Genomic DNA, 16,877 nt, shown 5'->3' with positions numbered 1-16,877 from the left:
GCTGCGGCTTTTGCCGCCGGTGTGCATAGGGCTCTGGAGGGAAGGGGACCCCGATGGGGGAACTCGAGCGCAACATGCGCGATGACGTGGGGCAGTCTCAAGGCAACGCTCCAAGTACAGACAGTAGGAGACAAATGGATATGTTTGAGGACGAGCGCCAGCGCGTCTCGCATCGCCGTGGCGCAATTGCGCGCGGCGTAGCCAAGCGCGGCCTGGTGGCATTCCTGGCCTTCGCGATGGCCTTTGGCACCACGCCGGCTCAGCTGTGGGCCGAGGGCGCCGAGGGCATTGCCGAGGCTGTGGCTCAGGCTGCGACGCCGAGTGAGGGCACGGGGGCCGCGGACGGTGCTGCCGACCAGGGCAAGGCCGAGGTTTCGGATTCCGAGGGCGCGCCTGCAGCTGGTGCCGCCACAACAGAGGCAGCAACTGGCGACGAAGGCTCGACGACGGGGGAGAGCCCTGCCACGAGCGAGCAGTCTTCGACGGCATCCGCTGGCCAAGCAGGATCTGCCGCCGCGGCTGCCGTCCAGACAGAGAACCCGACAGAAACCGGCGATGTCGCCAAGAAGCAAGTCGAGGTCTCGTTCTCGATTATCGGCACCGATGCCGACGGCAAGGCTCAGACCTGGGTGGCACCTACGCAGCTCAAGCTCGACGAGGGCGCGACGGCTGCGGATGCCTTCATTAAGCTGCAGGAGAAGACGGGCTTCAAGGCGAAGTACGATCCGAACACGGCATACGGTTTCTACCTCGAAAGCATCACATCCCCGAGCGATGGCCGCACGCTTGCCTACGATCCCACGACCTATGCCTACTGGCAGCTGTTCGTCGACGGCGCGTCTTCCTCGGTTGGCGCGAGCAGTGTCAAGCTCACCCAGGGGCAGAAGATTGAGTTTGCCTATACGGCTGGTAGCTCGTCCCCTGTCGTTAAGGACCAGGTTGCCGCAAATGTGACCGTCATTGGTCGCGATGCCCAGGGCAAGACTCAGACCTGGGTCGATAACGCGCAGTATGTGGTGACGTCCGGCTCGAGCGCACTTGACCTTACGAAGGTCGCGCTTGAGGCGAATGGCATCGACGCCGTTGCTGCGGGCTCCTTCATTCTGAGCCTTAAGTACAACGGTGTTGAACTGGGTACGCCCCAAGATTATTCGACCTATTGGCAGCTGTTCATCAACGGCAAGTCGAGTGACTATACGGCGGACAATGTCACCATCCATGTTGGCGATACCGTCACGTGGTTCTACGGTGGCTGGGGCGACCAGCTGCCCTCCGATTCTGTCCATGCTTCTGTTCAGGTTCTCGGTAAGGACAAGGACGGCAAGCAGCAGGTTTGGGCTTCGACGGGCCAGACGAGTCTCAAGGCAGGCTCCACTGCCAAGGACCTCCTTGAGCAGACCGGCCTTAAGCTCGATGCTAGCGAATCGTCTTGGGGCTGGTTCCTCAACGGCATTTATTCGCCGTTCGATGGTAAGTCCTATGGCTGGGATGCTGCGACCAATAGCTATTGGCGCTTCTACGTAAATGGCAAGTTCGCCGACGTTGGCGCCGGTGCCTACGAGCTCCATGAGGGCGATGCCGTCACCTTTATGTATGGTGCTGACGCCGATGCCCTTCCTGGCCAGGTTCTTGGGTCTGTCGATGTTATCGGTCCCGATGTCAACGGCAACAATGCTCGCTGGGGCTCGGCAAGCAACGTTTCTCTGCCCGAAGGCTCTACTGCCCAGAACCTTATTGAGACGGTTCTGAAGGCCAAGGGCGTTACGTACAACGGCTCCCAGAGTGGTGAGTACTGGTTCCTCAATTCCATCAACTCGCCATTCGAAGACGAGACGTACGGCTATGATGGTGCGACCAACAAATATTGGCACCTGTATATCAATGGAGAGCCCTCCTTACTCTGCGCTAATCAGATTACGCTCAAGAGCGGCGATAAGGTCACACTTGCCTATACCACCGATAATTCGCCCATGCCCGATCCCGACAAGATTGTCGTGGATCCGAGCGCGACGACTCCTGATTGGGATGCCGAGTGGGCCGGCTACGGCAACAGTGGCAACGGTTCGACCGTAACGGATGCCAAGACGCCTGCGCAGGCCGCCGGTCTTAAGTGGGCCTTCGATTGGAAGGCCGAGTCTGGTCAGCAGTATGCCAACTGCAGCGAGCCTGTTATTGCTAACGGCTTTGTGTACATCGCGACCGAGAACGAGCTCATCAAGATCGATTCGTCCACGGGCAAAAAGGTTGCCTCTGCGCCGCTTGCCTCCAAGGTGAGCTATACCTCTCGTCCGATCTATACCAATGGCCTTATCATCGTTCCGCTCAACGGCGGTGCGGTCCAGGCGATTACTGCAGACAAGCTGATCTGCAAGTGGCTGACGCCTGGTTTGACGGACTTGACGCAGAGCTCCTGCACCGTCGTTTCGGACGGCGAGTACGTCTATGTAGGCTCGGTCGATATTTCGTATGACGAGAATTACAACGCGACCTACGGCAACGGCTCCTTTGCGCGCATTAAGATTGCCACGGGCGAAGTTTCTTGGCAGAACATCGACCCTGCCGAGGGCTATTACTGGACTGGTGCGGCTTTGACGGATAAGTATGCCATCGTTCCTACGAGCGCGGGTACGCTTAAGTGCATTGATAAGACGACGGGCGATGTCGTTTCGACCATGAAGCTCGGCGCTGTCGCAAATGCCGATTGCATTGCCGATCCGTCCAATGGTTCGACCTTCTATCAGATGACGCACGACGGAAAGCTCCATGTGATTTCGCTTTCGGCGAAGGGCGTGCTGAGTGAACAGAAGACGGTTGATCTGGGCCTTACGAATAATCTGAGCGCCCCTGCGGTGTCTGGTGACAATCTGATTGTCGGCGGACAGACGGCTACTGGCTCTGCTCTGGTTCTCTATAACCTGAAGACGGGTAAGACCACGATGGTCGCTGCTGCCGACGGCAAGGCGCTGCCGGCTGGCCTCAACGGTATTGCTGCTACTCCGCTGGTGAGTGTTCAGGGCGGCAAGACCTATGTGTACTTCACCGTTAACAGCGCGGATAGCAAGGATTACGTCAACTACTCTGCTGGTGGTGGCGTGTATCGCTATACGCTCGGCGATGCAGAGGCGACGCAGATTTATGATGCGGCTGGTCATTACCAGTACTGTGACTCTCCGGTCATTGCCGATGCTTCTGGCAATCTCTACTACATTAATGATTCGGGCACGCTGTTTAAACTTGGAGCTGTCGAGTCTTGGACGGTTGCCTTTAACTCCAACGGCGGGTCTGCTTGCGACACTAAGTTTGTTGCTACGGCCGATGGCAAGCTGGTCAAGCCGGCCGATCCGACGCGCGATGGCTACACTTTCGGCGGTTGGTATACCGATGAGACTTGCGCGCAGGCGTATGACTTCAGTACGCCGGTGACGGCCGACCTGACGTTGTATGCCAAGTGGACCAAGAATGCCGTTAACCCTGGCGGTAATGGCGGTTCGGGCGCTAATGGTGGCAACGGTGGCGCTGGCAACGGTTCCGGCGCTGGCGCTGGCACTGGCACGGGTTCCGGCTCCGGCACGAAGGGCCAGCAGGCTGGCGGCGCTGTCGCCCCGGGTCAGAAGCCGGTGACCAAGACGACGGTGTCGACCAAGACCGAGGCCAAGGAAAACAAGTCCGACAAGAAGGGCTCCGATAAGTCCGATGAGAAGGACGAGAAGAAGTCTGACAAGAAGTCTGACAAGAAGGACAACAAGTCCGATTCCAAGTCCGATACGGGTGCTGCTTCCACGACCACTGCTAAGAAGTCCTCTAGTGCTTCCGAGCAGGAGACTAGCACCAATCCGCTCGCCATTGTTGGCGTTGCCGCCGGCGTCATCGGACTCGCCATCGTCGGCGTGTTCGTGTTCACCAAACGTCGGTAGGTGAGGGCTGTGTCCAATAAGTCCAAGGACGCTGACCCCAAGCAACAAGATTCCTCGTTCATTCAGTTCGATGATGCAAAGCAACAGGGCGCCGTTTCGGCGGCGTCCGCCCCTCGACGGAAGGCGCTCCTTGGCGTTCTGACTGCCGCGTGCACCATTCTGATCGTCGTCTCGCTGGGCTTTGTCCATCCCTCCGAGAGTGGCGCCTGGTCCATTGACTGGATCATTCAGACCGTGACGGGGGAGAGCGTCGTCACCAAGGACACCAAGGCGTCTGGCTCGACTACGACTTCGGGCGAGGCCAGTTCCGAGGACTCCAAGTCATCGAATGATGCAAAAGACGAGTCCAAGGGTTCGGATAAATCTGACTCTAAGAAGGAGTCCGAGTCTTCGGACAAGGAATCAAACAAGGGCTCGGATGGCAAGAAGTCCGAAGACAAGGATGGCAAGAAGTCTGGAGAGAAGAACAGCAATAAAAAGACCGACGGCAATCAGTCGACTTCTCAGAACTCGACTTCTTCTGGCGGGGCCGGCTCTACGTCTGGCGCCTCCTCCTCATCCAGCGGGGCATCTTCTGCCCCCGATAACGGCAACGCCTCTACTGGCGACCAGGGCAGCTCGCAGCAGCCTAGCTACGTAACGGTGACGGTTTCGGTCACATCGAGCGCCGTGGGCAATCCTGTGTCCTCTGGTGGCACCTTTACCTTTAACGAAGGCGCTACCGTCTACGATGCCCTGTGCGCGCTGGGCCTTTCTGTCAACGCACATGGCTCGTCGTACGGCACGTACGTTTCCGCGATTGGTGGTTTGGCCGAGAAACAGCACGGCGGCACGAGCGGCTGGATGTACTCCGTCAACGGCACAACGCCCATGACGGCCTGCAGCAACTACGTTCTCTCAAACGGTGACAACGTAGTCTGGTATTACGTTACAGGCTAGAGGCCTCGACATAGCGCGCCAGACGGGCGGTTCGGACAAACATCCGGGCTGCCCGTTTTTCATGCGTAGAGGACTGGGTCGCCGGGTCTCTCGGCAAACAAAAAACCGGTTGGAACGGGAATTCCAACCGGTTATACATTCAAGCAAATAGTGAATCGACTACGACCGTGCACCCTCGAGGAAGAAGCGGCGGCTGAAGTAGTTGTACCAGGTGACGAGGAACGTTGCGATGGCCTTCATGGCCTGGTAGCCGATGCTCAAAAACGTGACGCCCACAAACATGTACAGGTCGTTGAGGCCCAGACCGATTACCGACAGGATGGTGAAGATCGTGAACTCGCGCTTGCGGCTCATGCCCTCGCGATGGTCGAACACGTACTTCATGCTGAGCCAGTAGTTAACCACGACGGACGTGATAAACGAAACCGTGGTGCTCATCAAAAAGTCGAGGTGGAACAGCTCGACGAGCGCAATGAGCATACCCCAGTCGATGCCAAAGGAGATAAGACCCACGACGGCAAACTTGAGGAACTGCTTGGTATGAGGTTGTGCCAGCGCCTTGCGCACGTAATCACATCCAATGCGTTGATGAATCGAGCAGAGGATACTTTAGAGCTTTTACAAGGGAAACGTAAGGTCTTTGCCAAGAACTATATGAACTCGCCAAATTTTCAAGAGCTAATCCGCAAACGTTGAAAATTTGCCCGTAAACGAGCGACACCCACGGACGATACTGCGCTGAGTGCGCGTCGTCCGTGGGCGCCGTAATGCTGCAGGGGTTTCGAGCTATTTTGTCTCGTCGCCCTCCAGGAAGATTTTTCGGGTCACAAAGTTGTAGACCATGACAAGCGCGGTGGCGCAGATCTTGGCGATATTGGCCTCGAGTCCCAGGCCGGCGTTGAGCGCCAGCACGATACCGTCGTTGAGTGCCAGGCCGATTACGGACAGCACGACAAAGATAATGAACTCGCGGCGGCGGCTCATGCCTTCCTTGTGCGCAAACACGTACTTCATGCTGGCGACGTAATTAAAGATGAGCGAGACGATAAAGCCGCTGGTGTTGGCGATAAGGATGTTGAGGCCCAGACCGTAGTGGAGCAGATTCATAATGCCAAAGTCGATAACTGTGGCAATGACACCGACGACGCCAAATTTCATGATCTGCGCAAGGAGCTTTTGCATGGTACCTGCCTTAGGGTGGCGCGGGGACGCCGTGGGGATGACAAACTCAGCAAGTTTAGCCAATCCCCGCGGGTGGGGCTAGACGCGCTCCTCGATAGCACCGTTTCTATATGCATCGAGCAGCTGGCGCAGATCCTGGATCTGGCTGCGAATCTTGGCGCCAGTATCGGTGTCGCTCACCATGCGGCGACGGTCCGCTTGGTCAAAACGGTTGGTCTCGCTTTCGATGTCCACGTTGCGCGTGAGTGCCTCGGCAACCGTCGTAAAGGCCCGGTGCGACTTGAGGCGGCAGCCGCGCGAGCTCGAGATGAGCGTATAGCCGGCGATGCCCGTCTTGGGATGGTAAGCGCGGCAGAAGCCGCCATCGATGACCAGCAGCTTGCCCTCGGCGCGGATGGGCTGCTCGCCCTTGGTGGTTTTAACGGGCGTGTGGCCGTTGATGATGTGGCCGGTCGGCGAGCATGCCATGGGCGCGACGCCAAACTCGCGCATGATATCATCGCAGACCGAGGGCGACTTGGTAAGCGTAAAGTACGGGTCCATCGGCTCGACCCAGGTGCTCTTATCGGCGATATAGGCGCGCTCAAAGGTACGCACCAGGCGTCCGCTGGCGGGTGAATTGAAGCCAATCCACAGGTACCACATCCAGTCGAGGGCATCGCGGTCGCCCACGCGCCACGCGCGGCGGGCGATGTGGTCGCAAAAATCGAGATAATCGCGGCCAGCGTGCCAGGTGCCCAGGCAGTTCATGCTGCTAAAGGTGCCGTCTTCGTTGAGCGGAACGCAGCCGTGGAAGAGCAGGTTGCCGTTGGCGACCTTGTAAATCGAGCCGTGGGAATAGAGGAAATCGATATGGCGATGCAGGTGATCGGCGGTGACAAACTCTGACACGAGCTTGTCGATGATGTGCTGCTCCTGAGACGTGAGCGTGTAGGGGTCCGCCGGGTCGACGGTGGGGAAGTCGTTGGTCGTGAGCGGCCACACGCTGCCGTCGGCGAGCGTGACCGTGCCGGTGTCGTGGTCGATCTTGTCGAGTAACAGGCGGTCGGTCATATCGAACTCGGGGTGGCGCTGGATAATCTGGCCCTCGAGCTTAAAGAGCAGCACGTTGATGGTCTTGATCAGCGGGGTGATGGACTCACCGGCGGTGTAGGTGGCATCGGCAAAGGCGACAAGCTCACGCAGCGAGATGCCGTAGTCGTTCTCCAGGATCTCGTAGTTGTCGTAGCGTAGGTTGTTGCGCAACACCGTGGCGATGCAGGCGGGCTCACCGGCCGCAGCGCCCATCCACAGCAGGTCGTGGTTGCCCCACTGGATGTCGAGTGAATGGTAGGTGAGCAGACGGTCCATAATCTTGGCCGCGCCGCCGCCGCGGTCGAAGATGTCGCCCACCAGGTGCAGGTGGTCGACGGCCAGGCGCTTGATGAGCGAGGCGAGCGACTCGATAAAGTCGTCGGCGCTGGCGGTCTCCAGGATGGACTCCACGATGCGCTCGTGATAGCGCACGCGATAGTTGTTCTCGTCCGGGTGCGTGTGCAACAACTCGTCGATGATGTAGGCGTAGTCGCGCGGGATGGCCTTACGCACCTTGGAGCGCGTGTAGCGGCTCGAAAGCGAGCGAGCGACCATGATGAGCTGGTCAAGCATCGTCTTGTACCAGGTGGGCGAGTCCTCGCGCTGGCTGCGGACCAGGTCGATCTTCTCGCGCGGGTAGTAGATGAGCGTGCACAGCTCGCCCTTTTCGTCAAAGGAGAGCGTGTCGCCAAAGATCTCGTCGACATGCTCGCGCACGACGCCCGAGCAGTTGTTGAGGATGTGCATAAAGGCTTCGTACTCGCCATGCACGTCGCTCATAAAATGCTCGGTGCCCTTGGGTAGGTTGAGGATGGCCGAGAGGTTGATAATTTCGGTAAATGCGGATTGTTCGGTGGGGAACTGTCTCGACAGCAGGCGCAGATACTTGAAGTCTTGCGGGTTGCGATCGAATGCGACCATGAAACACCTTCCGATATGGTTGGTAAAACTGATAAACAACGTCAAACGTTTATCAGTATGCGCCGCTTTTGTTTCGATTTTGCGCCAGCGGCTGAATTGTCGGCTGAACGGTTTGGTAAATCGATTTAGTTGAGGTAGATATGGCGGTTGGGTGGAGACGACAGAGGGTGTTTTCTCAGATATTTATGCGTGGGGCCGGTGGAGACGATGGTGGTAAAGATGTTCACTATTTTTGGTTCGATTTGGTAAATAGTGGACATATGTACCGCATGTAGGCTCACTGTGCGATAATTTGCGCAGCAATGAGTAAGGAGCCTCATATGAGTGATTTTGTCCTGACCTGTGAATCCGCCGCCGATCGAACCCGTGAGTTCTTTGCGTCGCGCAATATCCCTGTCGTGTGTTTTCATTACGAGATCGACGATGTTGTCTATACGGACGATCTGTATCAGTCGATTACGCCGGACGAGTTTTTTGCCCAGATTGCCGCGGGCGCCATGCCCAAGACGTCTCAGGTGAGCGTGGGTGAGTACGAGGAGTTTTGGGAGCCGTTTGTTGCCGAGGGTAAAGACGTGCTGCACCTGACGTTGTCGTCGGGTATTTCGGGCACGTATGGATCGGCCTGCGTCGCGGCGCAGATGCTTGCGGATCGCTATCCCGAGGGCGGCAAGGTGCGCGTCATCGATTCGCTGGCGGCGTCTTCGGGCTTTGGCCTGTTGTTGGAATATGCCGCCGATGTGCGCGATAGCGGGGCTTCACTCGACGAGACGGCTGCCTGGATCGAGGAGCACAAGCTCAACCTGCACCACTGGTTCTTCTCGACCGATCTGTCGAGCTACCTGCGCGGCGGTCGCATTTCGGCCGCGAGCGCGATCATCGGCACGGCGCTTAAGATTTGCCCGCTTATGACGGTCGATTGCGAAGGTAAGCTGTCGCCACGTGAGAAGATTCGCACTAAGAAGCGCGCGATTTCCGAGATGGCTAAGACCATGATGGCACACGTACAGGACGGTGCAGATTATTCGGGTAAGTGCATCATGTCGCAGTCGGCGTGCCGCGAGGATGCCGAGGCGGTCGCGGCACTGATTGAGGAACAGGTTCCGCAGCTTAAAGGCAAGATTGAGATCAATGACATCGGTACTCTGATTGGCTCGCATACCGGACCTGGTACGGTGGCGCTCTTCTTTATGGGCGACAAGCGCGTGGATTAATTTGCCCCATCACGTCGCTGCATGATTGCTCAAACGAAAACGGCCCGCCTCACGTTTGTGGGGCGGGCCAAGATGTTTTGCTAGCGTTTCTTTCCGCGGAAGAAAAAGCCGTGCAGTGACGGCTTGAGGCCGCGGTTGGCGCGATGCTCCTCGACGCGCTCGTGGATCGAAGCGACGCGCTCGATGACTTCGTCGGGAATCGGCACATCGGGATTCATGTTCTCGACTTGGCTGACCTCGGCGGCGGCGACCTGGTCGATAATGGGCACGTCGTCGCGCGAGATGACAGGTGTGGCGTCTTCCTTCATCTTGCGATAACGCTGCATCATGTCGGTCTGTAGCTGCTGGGCCGAAGGCGGTGTCCAGATGATGGCGTTGGCGCCGGCGGCGATGGTCTCGCGAATGCTCTCGGGCGTCTTGCCGCCCGGCGCGATAAGCGGCAGGTTGGGATAGTGCTCGCGCAGCTCGCGTAGGACCTGGGGCGTGTTCTTGCCGGCGGCGATGTTGAGAATCTTGGCTCCAGCGCGCACCTTGGCGTGGGCATCGTCGTCGCAGCGAACGACCGTGGCGATGACGGGGATGTCGGCGATGTTGGTGATGTGCTCGACCATCTCGGCAGTAGCGGGGGAGTTGACCACGCAGCCCGCCGCGCCCTGCATCTCGGAGACGGCTGCCATCTGCACGGAGCGCTTACCGGTCGTAGTTCCGCCACCCACGCCTACAAAGACCGGGCACTCGGCGACGGTCAGCAGCGCTTGCGTAATGGCGGGCTGCGGCGTGAAAGGGTAGACCGCAAAGACGGCGTCGGCGTTGGAGTTGCGGATAACCGCGACATCGGTGGTGTAAATGAGCGACTTGATGCGTCGGCCAAAGAGCGTGAAGCCGCTGGCCTCCTCGATCTCGTCGGGCATGCGAAGGGCAGCCTTGCGCAGGCGTCCGTCGATGGGCAGGGGCTCCATAGGGAGCAGGCCGTTGGGCGTGACGGCTATTTGGGGCTCGGTGAACTCGTCTGCAAGCTCGACCTCGGAAAAATCGACCGAGGCGACGATGTCCTCGTGCACCTCGGCGGGCACATCGATGGGAGCTTGGTCGTTTGCCGCCGCAGGCGTGTCGAAGGAGCTGGTGCCGACGAAGGCGTCGACGCGCTCATTTAGATCGTTGAGGGTATCCATGGAGGCTCGATTCTATGTGATGATGGCCGGCGCTATGCAGCCGGAATTGCGAATGCTAAATCGTTTGACGAGTTGATTTTTCCCCGCCGCGCCATCCGTTAGACCGAAGGGCCGGTGAACGTGAAGGAGCTGTGGTGGCGGGGATCGAGGTGCTATCTTGAAAGTCCCGTTTACAAGAGAGGTGACGCGGTATGGAATTTTCGGCAATGTTGGGCTCGATTGGCCTGTGTGTGGGCGCAATCGTTGCCGCCGCGGTCATCTACTTTGTGGTCACGGCCATTAAGGGCAAAAGGGCCGAACGCAAGGAGCGCGCGATGCTTAAACAGCATCGCGACCAGCAGGGCAAACGCGCACAGAGATAGCTTGTTGAGTTTTGGATCCGTGCGCTAGCTGCGTTTTCGGATCAGGGCAATGTAGAAGCCCTCAAAGTCGCGGCTAGGCGGAATGGTCAGCGTGCCGGGCATACCGTTGGCGACGGCCGAGACATGGCCGGCAGCGATGGCCTCGGTGAGGGCGTTGCTCTCGACGCGTGGCTCTTCGCCAGCTTCCTGGGCACGGTGCGCTTCGCTTTCGCTCGGCGTGCCGTCGAGGGGGATAAGCTCGCAGTCCATGTGCTTGTCGAGGGCCTCTTGCAGGGCGTCCTCGTTTTCCTGCGGCATGATCGAACAAGTGGAATAGACGAGCGTGCCGCCCGGCTTGAGGGCACCCATGGCGCGGTCCAGAAGCGCGCGCTGCGAGCGGGCGCACTTGCTCAGCAACTGCTCGGTCAGGCCGCGCAGGCTTTTCTCGTTGCCGCTGATGACGGTGCCCGTGCCGGTGCAGGGGGCGTCGAGCAGGATGCGGTCGAAGCGGAAGAACTCGTCGAGCTCGCGTGCGTCGATGCGCATGACGGGCACGTTTTTGGCACCCTGGCGATGGAGGTTTGATTCGAGCTTCTCGGCGCGGGGGATGTTCATCTCACAGGCGGTGAGGTGTGCCTGTCCCTGCGTGAGGGCGGCGATCTGCGTCGTCTTGCCGCCAGGGGCTGCGCACATGTCCAGGATGTCCTCGCCTGCCTGGGCGCCCAGGACCAACGGCGGCATCATGGATGACAGGCTCTGCAGATAGATCTTGCCGTCGCGGTAGATGTCGAGGTCCCACAGATCGGAAACCTGGGCCTCGGGCAGGATAAAGGCGTCTGGGTACCAGGCGACGGGGTTGTGGGCGATGCCGGCTGCATCGAGCGCCGCAGCGATGTCCTCGGCGGTCGCCTTGAGCGTGTTGGCGCGCAGCGTGACCGGGCGTGCGGCTGCGGCACCGAAGCCCTCGATCATGAGGTGAGCATCGGCGGGCGCATAGGCGCCGGCGACCGTGTCGACCATAAAGCGCGGCAGGTCGGCGGCGCAGGGAAGGGCAGCAAGCTGGTCGGAAAGCTCGGTAGCAGCAAACTGCCTGAGCTTGAGCTCGGCCTTGACCTGCTTTTTCTGCTTACGACGACGCGGCTTGGACATCCGTCTTTCCTTCCCATTCCATTACATGTCGAGTGTTGTTTTTAGTACTGGCTCTCGTGCTTGCTAAAGAAGTCGAAGCGCGGGGGCAGCGGCTTCACGCGGTGCTCGCCGGGCTTCTCGCCCAGGCTCTCCACAAACTCGTCCGTGGAGGCAAAGATGTTATCCCAGCTAAAGAAGGCGACCGGATCGACGTCGAAGTACTCGCAGATGAGCTCGCAGCCGGCCGGCACAATACCGTGCATCAGGACGGTCGCCACGCGCAGCTCGGTAAAGGCGTCGACGAGGGCCTGCGTCATCGCGGCGTTTGCCTCATTACCCTCGAGCTTGTTGGCGGCCTTGGAGGCGTCGCTCCAGCGCTTGTTGGCGGCACGCAGGTAGTCGTCGCACACGGCGAGCGCGCGGTGCGTCTCGAACTTGTACATGGCCTGCTCAAAGGCGAGAGCTGCCTGCTGGGCGGCTTCGACCACGGTGTCAGAAGCGGCACCGGCGGGGATGCAGCCGTTGCGGTAGGGGCTCTCGTCGCCTTCCTTGATGGCAACGCCGTAGAAGCAGCTGCGGGCCAGGCGGTTGAAGACGCCGGTCAGCAGCGCGCTCTCCTTAAGGGCCGGATCGATAACGCGCTTGTCGTCGCAGGCGCGCACCTCGTTGCCGTCCTTGTCCTTGCCGGTCACACGCGTGTCGTATGCCTTGGGGCTAAAGCTCACCGGCTTTTCGGACAGGCCGAGCGACAGCCAGTGCGCGCGCATCTGCTCGCAGGTGTAGTGGTTGAGCAGGTCGTCTGCCGGCGGGGGAGGCGTCTGCGAGGACGAGCTGGCCTTTTTGCCCATGTAGAGCAGGTGGTAGCAGGCGCTGACGGTGCTCTGCGTGAGGTTCCAGCCCAGGGCCTCCCACATGGCGGTCTGCGCGATGCAGTAGAAGTAGATGTTGTCCTGACCGATAAACTGGTAAATCTGAGCGTCGTCAGAGCACCACCAGTCGCGCCAGTCGAGCGAGCTGTGCTGGTAGGTGGGCGCGGGGACCTGCGTGGAGTCGGCAGCGGGCTCGCCCATGAGGACGGCATCCTGGGCGGCGACGCCCTCGGTCACGCCGGCGGCCTTGGCATCGCGCGCGAGCACGGTACGCGTATAGCTGATGGGCGCCCACAGGCTCTCGGGCCAGCACCAGCAGGTGACGTCGGAGACGCCATCGACCTCGGGCACCGGAACGCCCCAGTCGATGTTGCCGGTGATGCGGAAGGGCACGAGCGCCTTGCCGCTGCGGAAGCGCACACCACCGTTGGCGAGCACTGCGTGGGCGTCGTCGCGCTCCTTCCAGCTGGGGAAGGTGACGGTAAAGCTGCTCTTGTTGCCCTCGGGCTCCAGCACGGTGTGCTCGGGAAGCTGATCCTCGACGGCATCAAAGGCCTCGCGGAACTTGTTCTGGATGTAGAGCTGAGCCGGCAGCAGCCACTCCTCCATGGTCTTGGAGACCACGGAGCGAACCTGCGGGTTCTGGGCGAGCTTGGCGGTATAGGTCTTCATAAAGTCGAGGTAGGCCGGCAGGTCGAAGTAGAGGTTGTCGACCGGGCGCAGCTCGGGCACCTCGCCGGTGAGCTGGCTCTTGGGCGCGATGAGCTCCTCGGGCTCAAACTGGTGACCCAGGTCGCACTCGTCGGCGTAGGCTTTCTCGGACTTGCAGCCCTGGATGGGACAGCGGCCGATGACCTGGCGGCCGTTGAGGAACGTGCCGGCCTTGGCGTCGTAGAACTGCAGCGTGGAGCGCTTGGAGATGGTGCCCTGCTCGTGCAGGCGCTCGATAATCTCAGCGGTTACCTCGTTGTGGATCTGGGCCGCCGGCTCAAGGCCCGAGCCGCCGTAGATGTCACAGCTGATGTTGTAGTTGTTGAGGGTCGCGGCCTGGCGGGAGTGATTGGACTCGACATACTCGCTAATGGACTTGTCGTAGCCCTCGTTCTCCTTGAGCTTGCGGTAGCTCTCCATGATGGGCGAGCCATAGCAGTCGGTGCCCGAGGTGAAGATGACGTTCTCGCGGCCCAGACGGTCGCGCAGGAAGCGGGCGAAGAAGTCGGCCGGGACAAAGACGCCGCCGACGTGGCCAAAGTGAAGGCCCTTGTTGCCATAGGGCTCGCCGGCGGTAACGATGGCGCGGCGAGGCCAGCTGGGACGGTCGTTCATGGAGTATTTGGATGCCATGGGACTCCTTCGCATATGGTGAGAGCGCAGTCGGGCGTGGGGCTCGGCGGCGCGGTGGTCAATTCGTGCATATCGTTCGACATTATCGCACATGCGGACGGGTACGTGGCAGGGGCGCTATCCTAAGATGCTATGAATGAGATTTCCAACATACATGCGTTTGAAGACGAGGATTTTCTGCACGCCTGCTTTGTGTGGGGGATGGCCGTGCTCGGCGCATTTGCCGTGTGCTTGGTGCCGGTGTTTATGCTGATGGGCGGGCCTGCGGACTTGGATGCGGCTGACGCGGGCGGCTGGATGGCTGTCGTGGGCTGGATAGTCGGCTTGGCTGCGGTTTCTGCGGCGTCATTTGCCGTGCACGAGCTGGTGCACGGTGTGTTTTTTAAGCTGCTGGCGCCTGCGGGCGCGAAGGTGACCTTTGGGGCGAATCGCGAGACGGCGATGATCTATGCCTGCGCCGAGGGCGTTGTGTATTCGCGCCGGCGGTACATGGCGGTTTGCCTGGCACCGACGGCTGTTGTGACGACAACGCTTGCCCTGGGGTTTGCGTTTTCGGGCTATCCGCTGCTGTGCTATCTGGCGGCCGGCTTGCATTTGTCAGGCTGTGTGGGCGACTGGTATTACGTGCGGACCATTTTGCGCGACCGCCGCATTGTCGCCTGCGAGGACACGTCCTTCGGCGTGCGCTTTTTCGGGTGAGGAGATGTCGATGAAGCCGTTGTTGTTGCACGCCTGCTGTGCGCCGTGCTCTCTTGAGCCGGTCCGCCTGCTGCGCGAGGAAGGGTTTGAGCCCACAATCTGCTGGACCAACCCCAATATTCAGCCGCACGATGAATGGCAGCGGCGTTTGGACGAGCTGCGCCGGTGGTGTGCCGATGGCGACATCGAGCTTATCGAGGCGGGGGAGGACCGCGATCGCTGGGAGACCGGCGTGGCGCCGCTGGGTGCCGATCGGCCTCGTCGCTGTCGCGCGTGCTATGCCCTGCGCTTGGCCGAGGCGTGCCGCGTGGCCCAGGAGCGCGGGTTTGAGTTTGTGGGCACGACGCTCGCCGTCTCGCCGTACCAGTTGTTCGAAACCTGCAATGATGTGTTGGAGCGTCTGGCTGCCGCCCGCGGTCTCACCCCGGTGATTCGCGATTTTCGCCCGTATTACCCCGAGGCGACACGCCGCTCGCGCGAGCTTGGCATGTATCGGCAGAACTACTGTGGTTGCCGCTTCTCGGCTGTCGAGGCGGCCATGGACCGCGCCCGTATCCGCGACGAGCGCAAAGCCGCCAAAAAGTAGTTCATTTGGGACGTCAGCCTGCTAGGATGTAGAGCGGACTTTAGCTATATAAGGAGTATCCGACGTGTCTATGCGTACCGATGATTTTGACTACAACCTTCCCGAGGAACTGATTGCCCAGGCGCCTGCCGAGCCGCGCGATTCCTGCCGGCTGCTGGTGGTGGATCGCAAGGGCTCTCAGGCGGGAACGCCTCTGGAGCACGGCGGTACCGTTGAGCACCGCATCTTCCGCGACATCATCGACTATATCGAGCCGGGCGACGTGCTCGTCATCAACAAGACGCGCGTGATGCCGGCCCGCCTGATCGGTCACAAGGCCGGCTCGGGCGGCGTGGTCGAGACGCTGCTGCTCAAGCGCCGCGAGGATGTGGATCCGCTGGGCCATGTCTGGGAGTGCCTGGTCAAGCCGGGTAAGCGCCTGAAGCCCGGTGCTCAGATTGAGTATCGTGCGGGCGGCGCCCATGCGCCCGAGGGCGCGCCCGTGGTACTGACGGCCGAGGTCGTCGACTTTGTTACCGATAGCCGCGGTGGCCGTCTGGTGCGCTTTGAGCCGGCCGGTTGCAATGCCGCCGGCGAGCCGCGCACGCTCGACGAGGCCATCCATGCGGCCGGCCACGTGCCGCTGCCGCCCTACATTACCGATTACGAGGGCGATCCCGAGAAGTACCAGACCGTCTACGCCATGAAGGAGGAGCACTCGGCTGCCGCTCCTACGGCGGGTCTGCACTTTACCCCCGAGCTCATGGCCGCTATCGAGGCCAAGGGCGCGAAGTTTGCCGCCGTCGAGCTCGAGGTGGGCATCGATACCTTCCGTCTGGTGGAGGAGGACGACCCCGCGCAGCACGTGATGCACACCGAGCGCTATCACGTGTCGCAGGAGGTTGTCGACGCCGTGCATAAGGCGAAGGCCGAGGGCCATCGTGTGATCGCCGTCGGTACCACGGCGGTGCGCTCGCTCGAGAGCGCGTTTGACACGGACGCGCCGGTGTCCGATCCGGCCGTGACGGCGCGCTATTTTGAAGGCCGCGAGGACGGGGCCGATACGCTTGGCCGCGGTGACATCGTGGTGCGCGAGAACGCCACGACGCAGCTTTACCTCATGCCCGGCTCGACCTATCACGTGGTCGATGCGCTGATCACGAACTTCCATGTGCCGCGCTCCACGCTCATGATGCTCGTGAGCGCGCTTGCCACCCGCGAGCAGATCATGGATGCCTACGCCGCTGCCATCGAAGAGCGTTACCGCTTCTTCAGCTTTGGTGACGCCATGCTCATTTTGTAAGTTACGCGGTTCTACGAACCGCGTAACTGCTCGACGCTGCAAACGCCCCTAAGCGGCAATCTGACGTTCAATCGTCGGGCATGACCAGAAGGTCAATGCCCTCCTCTTTCACGTCACCTTGCTCGCTCAGGTGGGTTTTCGCTCATATGACCCAATCCGCTGTCAAGAGCCACAATGGCCCCGCCGACCGCTTGCAATCGGTCGGCGGGGCCTGC

The 16,877-nt window shown here is 60.4% G+C and carries 13 protein-coding genes; 7 read left to right on the top strand and 6 right to left on the bottom strand.

The features are described from left to right. Nucleotides 1-134: 134 nt before the first annotated feature. Nucleotides 135-3,914 carry a DUF4430 domain-containing protein gene (locus AB5Z54_RS00065; RefSeq protein ID WP_368159566.1) on the top strand — a complete coding sequence of 1,260 codons (3,780 nt, stop codon included), beginning with the start codon at nucleotides 135-137 and terminating at the stop codon, nucleotides 3,912-3,914. Nucleotides 3,915-3,923: 9 nt separating this feature from the next. Continuing rightward, nucleotides 3,924-4,853 (top strand): DUF4430 domain-containing protein, encoded by a 930-nt coding sequence (locus tag AB5Z54_RS00060; protein WP_368159564.1) that lies wholly within the window; start codon nucleotides 3,924-3,926, stop codon nucleotides 4,851-4,853. A 159-nt stretch (nucleotides 4,854-5,012) separates the two neighbouring features. Here AB5Z54_RS00060 and AB5Z54_RS00055 read toward each other — a convergent pair whose 3' ends face one another. From AB5Z54_RS00055 to AB5Z54_RS00045, 3 genes are all read right to left on the bottom strand, one after another. Then, a complete protein-coding gene (locus AB5Z54_RS00055; protein WP_022095123.1) occupies nucleotides 5,013-5,420 on the bottom strand; it encodes a GtrA family protein in 408 nt (135 codons plus the stop codon). 219 nt (nucleotides 5,421-5,639) lie between these two features. Continuing rightward, the gene (locus AB5Z54_RS00050; protein WP_195535654.1) at nucleotides 5,640-6,035 is read right to left on the bottom strand and encodes a GtrA family protein; all 396 of its coding nucleotides are present in this window, start codon (nucleotides 6,033-6,035) and stop codon (nucleotides 5,640-5,642) included. A 78-nt stretch (nucleotides 6,036-6,113) separates the two neighbouring features. Continuing rightward, nucleotides 6,114-8,030, bottom strand: coding sequence for a fructose-1,6-bisphosphatase (locus tag AB5Z54_RS00045; protein ID WP_368159562.1), 1,917 nt, complete (start codon nucleotides 8,028-8,030; stop codon nucleotides 6,114-6,116). Nucleotides 8,031-8,350: 320 nt separating this feature from the next. Between AB5Z54_RS00045 and AB5Z54_RS00040 the strand changes: the two genes are divergently transcribed. Beyond that, nucleotides 8,351-9,241 carry a DegV family protein gene (locus tag AB5Z54_RS00040; protein ID WP_055285769.1) on the top strand — a complete coding sequence of 297 codons (891 nt, stop codon included), beginning with the start codon at nucleotides 8,351-8,353 and terminating at the stop codon, nucleotides 9,239-9,241. Between the two features lie 80 nt (nucleotides 9,242-9,321). Here AB5Z54_RS00040 and AB5Z54_RS00035 read toward each other — a convergent pair whose 3' ends face one another. Then, nucleotides 9,322-10,413 carry a beta/alpha barrel domain-containing protein gene (locus AB5Z54_RS00035; protein ID WP_117770607.1) on the bottom strand — a complete coding sequence of 364 codons (1,092 nt, stop codon included), beginning with the start codon at nucleotides 10,411-10,413 and terminating at the stop codon, nucleotides 9,322-9,324. A 191-nt stretch (nucleotides 10,414-10,604) separates the two neighbouring features. On the opposite strand from AB5Z54_RS00035, the gene AB5Z54_RS00030 reads away from it, so the two are divergent. Continuing rightward, nucleotides 10,605-10,775 carry a hypothetical protein gene (locus AB5Z54_RS00030; protein ID WP_215673345.1) on the top strand — a complete coding sequence of 57 codons (171 nt, stop codon included), beginning with the start codon at nucleotides 10,605-10,607 and terminating at the stop codon, nucleotides 10,773-10,775. A 24-nt stretch (nucleotides 10,776-10,799) separates the two neighbouring features. Here the strand turns inward: AB5Z54_RS00030 and AB5Z54_RS00025 are convergent, their stop codons facing one another. Together AB5Z54_RS00025 and AB5Z54_RS00020 are read right to left on the bottom strand one after the other, a co-directional pair. Then, nucleotides 10,800-11,903 carry an RsmB/NOP family class I SAM-dependent RNA methyltransferase gene (locus AB5Z54_RS00025; RefSeq protein ID WP_368136886.1) on the bottom strand — a complete coding sequence of 368 codons (1,104 nt, stop codon included), beginning with the start codon at nucleotides 11,901-11,903 and terminating at the stop codon, nucleotides 10,800-10,802. Nucleotides 11,904-11,944: 41 nt separating this feature from the next. Continuing rightward, entirely contained in the window at nucleotides 11,945-14,095 is a 2,151-nt protein-coding gene (locus AB5Z54_RS00020; protein ID WP_368136887.1) for a methionine--tRNA ligase, read from the bottom strand. A gap of 132 nt (nucleotides 14,096-14,227) precedes the next feature. On the opposite strand from AB5Z54_RS00020, the gene AB5Z54_RS00015 reads away from it, so the two are divergent. The 3 genes from AB5Z54_RS00015 (at nucleotide 14,228) to queA (ending at nucleotide 16,662) form a co-directional block, all read left to right on the top strand. Next, nucleotides 14,228-14,794, top strand: a complete 567-nt coding sequence (locus AB5Z54_RS00015) for a DUF3267 domain-containing protein (RefSeq protein WP_368136888.1) — start codon at nucleotides 14,228-14,230, stop codon at nucleotides 14,792-14,794. A gap of 10 nt (nucleotides 14,795-14,804) precedes the next feature. Continuing rightward, entirely contained in the window at nucleotides 14,805-15,380 is a 576-nt protein-coding gene (locus tag AB5Z54_RS00010) for an epoxyqueuosine reductase QueH (RefSeq protein WP_260699259.1), read from the top strand. A gap of 70 nt (nucleotides 15,381-15,450) precedes the next feature. Beyond that, the gene (gene queA, locus AB5Z54_RS00005) at nucleotides 15,451-16,662 is read left to right on the top strand and encodes a tRNA preQ1(34) S-adenosylmethionine ribosyltransferase-isomerase QueA (protein ID WP_260699261.1); all 1,212 of its coding nucleotides are present in this window, start codon (nucleotides 15,451-15,453) and stop codon (nucleotides 16,660-16,662) included. The last annotated feature ends 215 nt before the right edge of the window (nucleotides 16,663-16,877 follow it).

The sequence above is a fragment of the Collinsella aerofaciens genome (assembly GCF_040910185.1).
Classification (GTDB): domain Bacteria; phylum Actinomycetota; class Coriobacteriia; order Coriobacteriales; family Coriobacteriaceae; genus Collinsella; species Collinsella aerofaciens_BF.
Note: the sequence above shows the minus strand (reverse complement) of the source record. Positions and strands in the feature narration are given on the sequence as shown.

Excerpts from the sequence above, each read along its gene's own strand:
- AB5Z54_RS00065 (WP_368159566.1), top strand. The coding sequence starts at position 135 with ATGGATATGTTTGAGGACGAGCGCCAGCGCGTCTCGCATCGCCGTGGC.
- AB5Z54_RS00050 (WP_195535654.1), bottom strand. The coding sequence starts at position 6,035 with ATGCAAAAGCTCCTTGCGCAGATCATGAAATTTGGCGTCGTCGGTGTC.
- AB5Z54_RS00045 (WP_368159562.1), bottom strand. The coding sequence starts at position 8,030 with ATGGTCGCATTCGATCGCAACCCGCAAGACTTCAAGTATCTGCGCCTG.
- AB5Z54_RS00040 (WP_055285769.1), top strand. The coding sequence starts at position 8,351 with ATGAGTGATTTTGTCCTGACCTGTGAATCCGCCGCCGATCGAACCCGT.
- AB5Z54_RS00035 (WP_117770607.1), bottom strand. The coding sequence starts at position 10,413 with ATGGATACCCTCAACGATCTAAATGAGCGCGTCGACGCCTTCGTCGGC.
- AB5Z54_RS00030 (WP_215673345.1), top strand. The coding sequence starts at position 10,605 with ATGGAATTTTCGGCAATGTTGGGCTCGATTGGCCTGTGTGTGGGCGCA.
- AB5Z54_RS00025 (WP_368136886.1), bottom strand. The coding sequence starts at position 11,903 with ATGTCCAAGCCGCGTCGTCGTAAGCAGAAAAAGCAGGTCAAGGCCGAG.
- AB5Z54_RS00020 (WP_368136887.1), bottom strand. The coding sequence starts at position 14,095 with ATGGCATCCAAATACTCCATGAACGACCGTCCCAGCTGGCCTCGCCGC.
- AB5Z54_RS00015 (WP_368136888.1), top strand. The coding sequence starts at position 14,228 with ATGAATGAGATTTCCAACATACATGCGTTTGAAGACGAGGATTTTCTG.
- AB5Z54_RS00010 (WP_260699259.1), top strand. The coding sequence starts at position 14,805 with ATGAAGCCGTTGTTGTTGCACGCCTGCTGTGCGCCGTGCTCTCTTGAG.
- queA (WP_260699261.1), top strand. The coding sequence starts at position 15,451 with ATGCGTACCGATGATTTTGACTACAACCTTCCCGAGGAACTGATTGCC.